This is a genomic window from bacterium (assembly GCA_030685015.1).
GTDB lineage: Bacteria > CAIWAD01 > CAIWAD01 > CAIWAD01 > CAIWAD01 > CAIWAD01.
The window spans coordinates 1-9410 of record JAUXWS010000017.1; the positions used below are offsets into that span (position 1 = coordinate 1).

A 9410-nucleotide genomic window follows, 5' to 3' on the forward strand; every position below is an offset into this window, starting at 1 on the left:
GGCCGTGCTGGTGGAAGGCACCCTGCCGGCGGGCACGCACCACCTGCCCTTCCAGGCCGGCCGCCTGGCCAGCGGCGTCTACCTGGTCACGCTGGAGGCGGCGGGGCGGGCGCAGACGAGGACGGTGACGCTGCTGAGGTAGGGCAGTGGTCGGTGGTCAGTGGTCAGATGATGGGTCAGACCACAATGCTGCTACGCCAACCACAGGTCAACAGGTCAGACGGTTGGTCAGACCGCAGAGCTGCCGCGCCATCATCAGGTCAGATGAGTGGTCTGACCGCTGTGTCGTCGCGCCAAGCTCAGGTCAGACGGTTGGTCTGACCGCAGGGCCTCGGGCCAGCTGATTGTGTGCGGGGCAGACCCTCTTCAGGAAGGTGGTGGATCACATGGGCTGAGCCGTCTCCACCGTGGCGGTCGGGCACATCCGCGTGCGCCACAGGCTTTCCGCCGCGAAGAGGAGGAGAGCGGCCCAGACCAGGGAGAAGCCCGCCAGCTGGCGCCCGCTGAAGGGCTCGTGGTAGATGAAGACGCCGATGAGGAACTGGATGGTGGGTGCCAGATACTGCAGCAGCCCGACAAGTGAGAGGGAGATGCGCCGCGCCCCGGCGGCGAAGAGCAGCAGGGGCAGCGCGGTGACGGGGCCGGTGGCCAGGACCAGCATCAGGGAGGCGGAATCCAGCCGCCCCAACACGCCGCTGCCGGCCACCTCCAGATGGATCAGCCAGATCAGCGCGAGGGGCGCCAGCAGGGCGGTCTCCAGCGCCATGCCCTGCACGGAGCCCAGGGGCGAGGTTTTCTTCACCAGGCTGTAGAGGCCAAAAGAGAAAGCGAGGACGAGGGCGATCCAGGGCGGCGACCCATGGCTGACGGTGAGCCAGGCCACTCCGACGGCGGCGAGACCCATGGGCCACCATTGGGCCGCGCGCAGCCGTTCCTTGAGAACGAGGACGCCCAACACGACGTTGAGCAGGGGATTGATGAAGTAGCCCAGGCTGGTGTCCACGATATGCCCGGCATTGACGGCCCAGACGTAGGTCAGCCAGTTGACGCTGATCAGTCCGGCGGCCAAGCTGAAGCTGCGCAGGACGCCCGGCCGGCGGGCGGCGGCCAACAGGGTGCCGGCCTGGTGGCGCAGCGCAAGCAGGATGGCCAGGAAGACGCAGGACCAGACGATGCGGTGGGCCAGCAGTTGAGGGGCGGGCACGGCATGGAGGGTCTTCCAGAAGAGGGGCATCAGGCCCCACGAGAGATAGGCGCCCACGGCGCAGAGGACGCCACGCTGATGTTCGCTCATGAGCCTCCTTTCACGCTGGTGGAAGATAGGGGGCGGCGCGGGATCTGGCGCGGAGGGATGGGGGCGATGTGTTCTCTTTTGTGAACAGACGCGCCCACCCACCTCCCCCCACCCGCCCTGGCGTTTTGGGGAGCGCCATCCGAACAGAAAAATCCGGTTCAAGTTCCGCGGAAATCGGAGGAGAATCCCATGCAGAACAAAATTCTGTCCAAAGGGGATGACAGGACCCGATCCGGGACCGCTGGACGGGAAGAGCTGTCAGGGCAATCCAGCCTGGGCGCGGAACTCCCCATGAGCGAGATCGAGGCACGCCTCCGCCGCCTGGAAGAGCGCCTCGCCCGCCAGGAGCGCCTTCTGCAGCAACTGGACGAGGCGGTGCGCAGCCAGGAGTTCCGCCTCCTGCGGGCCCTGGCCATTGATGCGCCACCCGACGGGGGCGCCGTCGCATGAGTCAGGCTGCCCGCGACCTGCTGCACCGCCACTTCGGCTTCAATGCTTTCCGCGGCAGCCAGGAGGCGGTGATCGACCACCTGCTGGCAGGCGGGCACGCCCTGGTTGTAATGCCCACCGGCCAGGGCAAGAGCCTGTGTTACCAGGCGCCGGCCCTGGCGCTGCCCGGCCTGACTCTGGTGGTCTCTCCGCTCATCGCGCTGATGAAGGACCAGACCGACGCCCTGCGTTCGCGCGGCATCGACGCCGTCACGATCAATTCCAGCCTGGGCGCCGATCAGCGTCGGGAGCGCCTCCAGGCGCTGCGGGAGGGGCGGCACCGTTTGCTCTACGTGTCCCCGGAGCGTTTCCGCAAAGCTGAATTCGCGGCGGTTTTGGCCCGGCGCTCCGTCTCGCTCCTGGCGGTGGACGAGGCCCATTGCATCAGCGAGTGGGGACACGACTTCCGCCCCGATTACTCGCGGCTGGGGGAGTTCAGCCGGCAGGTGGGCGGGCCGCTCACCGTCGCCCTCACCGCCACCGCCACGCCCCGCGTGCAGGAGGACATCGTGGCGCAGTTGGAACTGCCGCCCGCGTCCGTCCGCCTCTTCCACGATGGAGTGGAGCGTCCCAACCTGCGCCTGGCGGTGGAAGCGGTCCACGGCACGCAGGAGAAGGCGGAGCGCCTGGCCGCCCTGCTGCGTGGCGCACGCGGTTCGGCCATCGTCTACTTCGCGCTCATCCGTAGCCTGGAGGAGATGTCCCTGCTGCTGGAGCGGTCCGGGCTGCCGCACCTGGTCTACCATGGCCGGCTGCCCCGGGACCAGCGCCAGCGCGTGCAAGAGGCCTTCATGGCCGATCCCGCCGCCCGCGTCCTGGCCACCAACGCCTTCGGACTGGGCGTGGACAAGGCTGCCATCGGCCTCATCGCCCACGCCGAGGCGCCCGGATCGCTGGAGGCCTATGTCCAGGAGATCGGCCGGGCCGGGCGCGATGGCCTGCCCGCCCACTGCGTGCTGCTCTACGACCAGCAGGATCTGCTCATCCAGATGGAGTTCGTGGAGTGGGCCAATCCGGCCCCCGGTTTCCTGGAGCGCCTGCTTGCCCACCTGCGCGACCGTGCCGCCGAGGTGCGCGCCGGCGGGCTCGATTTCCTGCGCGCCGAACTGGTCTTCCACGGACGCTTCGATTTCCGCCTCGAGACGGCCCTCAACCTGCTGGAGCGGCACGGCCTCATCACCGGGGACCTGGAGCGCGGACGGCTGGATCTGCTGGCCGAGCGCCTGCCGCCCCAGCTGGAGGACGAGGAGCGGGCGGCGGAGAAGAAGCGGCGGGATCTCAGCCGCCTGCACGACCTGGTCCGCTATATCAACACGCCGGAGTGCCGGCACGGCTTCCTGCACGAGTTCTTCGGCGCCACGGCGGGACCGCCCTGCGCCGTCTGCGACCGCTGCCGGGAGTCCTCCCCGTAGCGGGGGGAAGGCGGCCGGCGGTGGATCCTGCGGATTTCGCTTGGCCCGTCGCCGATAATTCAGGATGATAGGCCCGGCAACGGAAGGAGGGAACGATGACGGACAAGGCCCTTTCCATCGACCGGCTTGTGCAGCGGCAGGCCCATCTCTTCGAGCTGCGCCGCAAGCTGCAAATGCCCCAACCGGACGAGCGCGTCCAGCCTTTCATCACCATCTCGCGGGAGTTCGGCTGCACGGGGTTCCGCCTGGGGCTTGCCCTCCTCGCCGCCCTCAACCCGGGCAAGATGGAGGAGGAGCAGTGGGCCATCTACGACCGGCGCGTCTTCGAATTCATTGACGGCGATGCAGAGCTGAACCGCCGCTTCTTCGAGGAGCACGTCCAGCGCCGCAACCTGGAGTTCGAGGAGTATCTCAACACCACCTTCGGCGCGGCGCCTTCCGATCTCTCCCTGTTCAACCGCTGGGCCAACGCCATGCGTAACCTGGCCCAGGCCGGCCGCGCCATCTTCGTGGGCCGCGCCTCGCACCTGGTCACGCGCGATCTGCTGGGCGGCCTCCACGTGCGGGTGATGGCTCCCTTCGAGTGGCGGGTGGCGGAACATGCCCGCGCCAATGGTTTGACCGAGACGGAGTCACGCACCCTGACCCGCCTCAAGGACCGCGAGCGCCGGGAATTCCTCCAGCGCTACTTCGGCGCAGCGACGGAGGACGTGACCGGCTTCCATCTCGTCATCAACAACGCCCTGGTGGGCGAGGAAGAGATGGTGCGGCTGATCCTCAGCCTGCTGGGCTTGCGCAAGGGATGAGTCCCCGCCCGGGCGGCGCAGCGCCAGGCGCGCGAGAGATGGGCAACGGACAAGATGAAAGGCCCCGGACGATGCCGGGGCCTTGCTCTATTCCTGATGCCGGGCGCCTTACTTGATCGGCATGTCCTGGTGCCGCAGGACGGGCGCGTTCGCCGGCATGTTCGGCAGGAGCGTGTTGACGGGGGTGAAGACGCCGGTGGCGCCGTCCACCGTGCCCACCGTCCACCACCAATGATCGCCGTCCGCCGTCGTGGGTACGTCATAGCCGCCCACCCGCGTCCGGCCGTTGAAGACCTCGACGTGGGCCTCCGACGTGGCGAGCGTGCCGCTGCCGCTGTACTCATAGACGGCGAAGGTGTAGGTGCCTGGATACAGCTGCTCGATGGTGGTCGCCTCGGGACCCCAGGAGGACACGTCGTCCACGTCCAGCCAGGCGTAGGGCGGACCCTCGGCGCTGCCGCGATTGGCGTAGTAGACGTGATGCGTGCTGCCGCCGATCTCCGGCGTGAAGAGGTGCGAGTCGAGGTCGGAGGGATTGGCGCCCCAGGTCAGGATGAACTTGTAGTCGTAGTCCGAGGCCTGCTGGATGACGTTGCCGATCTGCACATAGGGCAGATAATAGACCGTGCCCCCCACACTGATGGAGTAGAAGCAGAACTGGACGATGTCGCCGCTCATGATGCTGGCGGCGCTGAACATCAGTTCCTGGAAGATGACCGAGTTGAGGCCATTGGCGAAGAGGCCCAGGTTGACCACGCCGCCGCCGCCCAGGGCCGCGGCCTGGCCGTAGATGCGGATGGCCCAGAAGTTGCCCAGGGTGGTCACGCCGGCGCCGAGCAGATCTTCCATCGTTCCCTGGAAGCAATGGGCGGTCACGGCGCCGTCACCGAAGAGGGCCGTGATGTTGGGCGGGTCGGAGTTGTAGACCTGGAAGTAGCCACCCGACTGGATCAGCGTGAGATTGAAAGTGTAGGTGCTTTGCGATCCCAGGTTGATCACCTGGAAGATCGGGTAGTAGCCGGCCAGCTCGATCCAGACCAGCGCCACATCCTCGCCCTGGAAGACGTCCACGGCGGCGCCCTGCACCGGCTGGCTCTGCTCGTTCATGACGGTGATGTTTACCGTGTAGTTCTCCAGGGTCAGGGCCGCCGTGCCGTTGCCGCCCGTCGTCGTGTTGACATACTCGGGCACGAAACTGCCCGAATCGTCGTCGTCATCCTCTTCGGTGCAGGACTGCAGCCCCAGCGTGGAGAGGGCCAACAGCGACGCCAGCAGGCTCAGTTTGAGCCACTTCCATTCCAGCTTTCTCATATCATCCTCCTGTGCATGGATCGTGCGTCGCCGCCGGGACCTGACCTGCGATCATGCCGGCGGCTTGATTGAGAACTCTATCGGCATTGTTCACGCGGAACTTGGCTCCCCGGATGGTTTTGATTCTGAACCGCTCCGCCCCGGCCGCCATGGCTCCGGGAGTGAAGCAGCCCCGGCCGGGGGGCCGGGGCTTGTCGATGCAGGCACAAGAACCCCTCACTTGATGAAGAGCAGCTTGGTCGTGGCCACGCCGGCCGGGTGCTCGGCACGCAGCACATAGAGCCCGCTGGCCTGTCCGCTGAAATCCAGCAGCTCGCTGCTGCGGCCGGCCGGGCGCAGGCCCAGCTCGCGGCTCCAGGCCAGGCGGCCGGCCAGGTCGAAGGCCTGCAGGCGCACGGGGCCGGGTCGGGACAGCTCCAGTTCCAGGCGCGTGACCGGGTTGAAGGGGTTGGGGTAGAGGCCGGCGATCTGCAGGCCGCGCGGCGCCACGGCGGGCGCCTCCACATCGTTGAAGTCCCCTGTGCCGCCGGCCTGATGATAGCGCGCGGCGAACTCCTGCAGGTATTGGTTGGCGATCAAGGCGTCGTGGAAGATGATGGTGTTCTCGTCGTTCTGGTTCTCCGCCGAATTGGACCAGTTGTAGCTGCCCGCGATGACCAGGGGCTGGCTTTGGGGGGCCTCGGCGTCGATCACCAGATACTTGTGGTGCAGGATGCCGGTCCCCGCCGTGACATGGATGTCCGCCCCCGCCTCCTGGAGCAGGGTCCACTCGCTGAACTGGTCGCCCTGGGTGTCGAACACGCCCCGCACGGCGGCGCCGCGCAGGTGGGCGTCGCGCATGGCGTAGCCGATCTCGTTGCGGGTGAATGAGAAGATGCAGAAATAGGCGGCCTGGTCCACCGTGGCCAGGGCGTTGACGATGCGCTGGCTGACGTTGTCACCCTGGCTGAACCAGATCTCCACTGGCACGCCGCCCACCAGGAAGTAGTGGGGCGTGTTGTTGGCCTTGTGCTCGCCGAAGCGGGAATTGACCGCGCTGGGCGTCATGCCCGCCGCGCCCCACATCTCGTTGAACTCCAGCGTGTAGGCCCGCGCCACTGCCTGGTCGGCGATGAGGATGGCGTTGTCCTTGGCGAAGATGCCGTTGTTGGATGGCACGTCGATCAGGTTGACGCTGCCCGTCCACACGCGGTCGTTGGCGGGGTCGCCGTCCGCCGCGTCGAAGACCATGAACTTGTTGTGCTGGATGCCTGACGAGGCGTGTTGGCCGAAGCTGTTGTCGATGACCGTGATGCCGGCGTTGACCAGTTGCTGCACCTGGCTCTGGGCGTGGTCGGCGTCATAGATGAAGCGCACGGCCACGCCGCGGTTGTGGGCGTTGATGAGGGCGGTGGCGACGGCGTTGATGTTGAGGCTGTAGATGGCGCAGTCGATGCTGGTCTCGGCCGCGTCGATGAGCGCCGTCAGGCGGCCGACGATCTCGTTCTGCTGGTTGTGCTGGGCTTCGTTGCCGGGCAGGGCGTGCTCCAGCTCGGCGTCCTTGGTGAAGAAGATGTCGATGGTGCCGGGGCTGCCCAGGGAGACGGTGGAGAACCAGTGGTTGTTGCCCATGCTGGCGCCGCTCTCGTCGGCCGATCCCACCCGCGTCCAGTAGGGCGTGCCCGGCGCGAGGCCGCCGATGGTGAAATCGTGCTGTGTGCCGAGGATCTCCACTTCCACGCTGTCCAGGGGGACGCCGTCCACCCCGCCCCAGACGCAGATGGTCGTGCCGGGAACGCGCGTGGTCCACTCCAGGCGGACCGAGGAGCTGCTGTGCTCCGACTCCCAGGGTCCGCCCGTGATGCCCGGCCCCACCGTGTGGATGAGGTCGTCGGCGAAGCGGGGCTGCAGTTGGTAGCCGCTGTGGTAGGGCGCGCTGACGTCGTACTGGCCCAGCACGCCGATGATGTCGAAGGTGTCCGAGGGGATGGGGGTGCCCACCAGACCGGAGGTGGAGGCGACGCGGAGCTGGCCCGTGCCCGTGGCGTCCGTGATGTTGTAGTTGGTGTTGCCGGCCCAGGAACCCGACCCCGCCACCGTCACGCCGTTGACGCGCAGCAGCATGCCCTCGTAGGGTTCGCCCGAGGCGCCCTGGCCGTTGATCTGGGCGATGGTCACCTCAAGGGGCGCCACCTCCACGCCGGTGGCGTGCAGGGCGAGCAACTCGGCGGGAGTCAGCTCCATCAATCCATTGAAGTGGGTGACGGTGCCCAGCACGGTCACGTCGTCGCCCACGTCCACGGCGGCGGAGAAGGAAGCGCTGTAGCACACGGCGCCACCCGTGGCGTCCTGCAGGTAGACGGCGATGCCTTGCTGGGTGTCCGCCGTCACCACGCCGCGGATGACCACGGTTTGGCCGAGCAGGAGGGGCAGGCCGTCGGGGCCGTTGACGTGCAGCTCCTCGATGGGCATGGGATCGCCGATGACCATGATCGCCGGCGAGGCCAGGATGGCCACGGGCGTGCCGCCCTCCACCGCCGTGCGCACGGTCATGACATGGTTGCCGCTGTTCATGGGATGAGCCACGTCGTAGAGCGTGAACACGCCGGTGGCTGCTCCGGACAGCGAGGCCGAGACGACGCGGAGGGTGTCGCCGGCGTTCTGCAGGGCCGCTCCCTGGAAGCCGGCGCCGCCCAGGGACAGGTCGGCCGGGATCCAGCCGGGGGCCAGGATCAAATCCACCGTGGTCAGCTCATGGTCCTCGGCGGTGACGGTGATGGAGAAGGTGAGGGGCGCCGGGTTGTCCACCATGGCGATGGAGCAGACGGCCGTGCCACTGCCGTTGGTGAGCGGGACGTCCGGTTCGGGCGGGGAGAGGCGGTTCTGGGGGTTGCTGGCGGCGGCGCTGGGGTGGATGACGAAGTCCGCGCTGTTGTTGTTGGCGTCCCAGCCGTTGCCCTCCCCGGCATGGGCGCCGCCGGGGGCCATGTCGGTCTGGGTGGAATTGGCGAAGGCCTTGCGCTCGTAGCTGGCGCCGCGGGGATGGGCCTCGGAGATGACGGTCCCCTCCGGGGTGTCGCCGGCCAGCCAGGCCACGCGGTCGATGGTGACGAGGGCGGGGGTGACCAGACGCACGTGGCCGCCCGTGTTGCCCAGGCCGGGCGCCACGGTGCTGGGATAGTCCGGGGTCACGGACAGGGCCGTGCCGCCGTAGAGCAGGAAGCGCCGGGGCTGCAGGGTCTCGCCGGTGGGAAAAGTGACCTTGTCCTGCCAGGTGGTCCCCGTCGAGGACTTGTACTGGAGCTTCCAGCCGCCGATGTCCACCGGCTCGTCGGTGGGATTGTGGATCTCCACGAATTCCTCGTTGACGCCGGACAGCTCGTAGAAGCGCAGCTCGCTGATGACGGGATGATCGGCCTGCTGGGCCAGCGCCCGCCCCGCCAGCGCAAGGACGGCCATCACCAGGAATCTTGTCACGCGTTTCATCATGATCTCCCATGTCATGCGCGGCCGTGGCCGCGCTCCTCAAGTTCCATCGGCTCATCAACCAACCACCTTACTTCTCGCGAGAAGAAAGGTGGCGCCAAAGAAGCGCTCTCCAAGACATGCAGGGCCCTAACCAGGCGGCCTCACGGCCGCCGTCGAACAGAGGGCCCTATCACCTGGTGCGCCAGCCTTGGCAATTGGTTCAGGCCTTCGGCCTTCACCGCAGAAGTTCTCCGTCCCCCTGCCAGGGGGAAGGCCGGGATGGGGGTTTGCCCCCGGGTCCCTGTTTTCGGCCTCGTCACGCGTCACCGGGTCTTGCGGCGCAAGCGCCGCGCTCTTGCACCTTTCTTTCTCGGGCGAAAGAAAGGTGCCCAAAGAAAGCCCTCTCCAAGACACTCAGGGCCCTAACTAGGCGGCCTCACGGCCGCCGTCGAACAGAGGGCCCTATCATCGGATGCGAATGCCGCGGCAATTGGTTCAGCCTTCGGCTTCACCATCAAGCAGCCCAACCTTCCCGGGGCGCAGCGACACTTCGCAGAGCTGTTCTCTGTTTTCGGCCTCGTCGCGCGTCGCGACTGACCGCCGAAGCGCAGCGAAGGCGGGAAGTATGCGCGCGCAGAGGCCGAAGAGCCG

The 9410-nt window shown here is 67.4% G+C and carries 6 protein-coding genes; 3 read left to right on the forward strand and 3 right to left on the reverse strand.

What is annotated here, in order from left to right; all coding sequences use genetic code 11:
* Nucleotides 1–382: 382 nt before the first annotated feature.
* Nucleotides 383–1294 carry an EamA family transporter RarD gene (rarD, locus tag Q8O14_01525; protein ID MDP2359421.1) on the reverse strand — a complete coding sequence of 304 codons (912 nt, stop codon included), beginning with the start codon at nt 1292–1294 and terminating at the stop codon, nt 383–385.
* A 291-nt stretch (nt 1295–1585) separates the two neighbouring features.
* Between rarD and Q8O14_01530 the strand changes: the two genes are divergently transcribed.
* The 3 genes from Q8O14_01530 to Q8O14_01540 all read left to right on the forward strand — a co-directional run bounded on the left by Q8O14_01530 (nt 1586) and on the right by Q8O14_01540 (nt 4001).
* Entirely contained in the window at nt 1586–1744 is a 159-nt protein-coding gene (locus tag Q8O14_01530; GenBank protein ID MDP2359422.1) for a hypothetical protein, read from the forward strand.
* Complete coding sequence (locus Q8O14_01535) at nt 1741–3195, forward strand: RecQ family ATP-dependent DNA helicase (protein MDP2359423.1); 1455 nt, start codon at nt 1741–1743, stop codon at nt 3193–3195. The genes Q8O14_01530 and Q8O14_01535 overlap by 4 nt, the downstream gene beginning before the upstream one ends.
* A gap of 95 nt (nt 3196–3290) precedes the next feature.
* Entirely contained in the window at nt 3291–4001 is a 711-nt protein-coding gene (locus Q8O14_01540; GenBank protein MDP2359424.1) for a cytidylate kinase-like family protein, read from the forward strand.
* Between the two features lie 108 nt (nt 4002–4109).
* Here the strand turns inward: Q8O14_01540 and Q8O14_01545 are convergent, their stop codons facing one another.
* Both Q8O14_01545 and Q8O14_01550 read right to left on the reverse strand, forming a co-directional pair.
* Nucleotides 4110–5312 carry a hypothetical protein gene (locus Q8O14_01545; protein ID MDP2359425.1) on the reverse strand — a complete coding sequence of 401 codons (1203 nt, stop codon included), beginning with the start codon at nt 5310–5312 and terminating at the stop codon, nt 4110–4112.
* A gap of 216 nt (nt 5313–5528) precedes the next feature.
* A complete protein-coding gene (locus Q8O14_01550) occupies nt 5529–8777 on the reverse strand; it encodes a phospholipase D-like domain-containing protein (GenBank protein ID MDP2359426.1) in 3249 nt (1082 codons plus the stop codon).
* Nucleotides 8778–9410 lie beyond the last annotated feature (633 nt).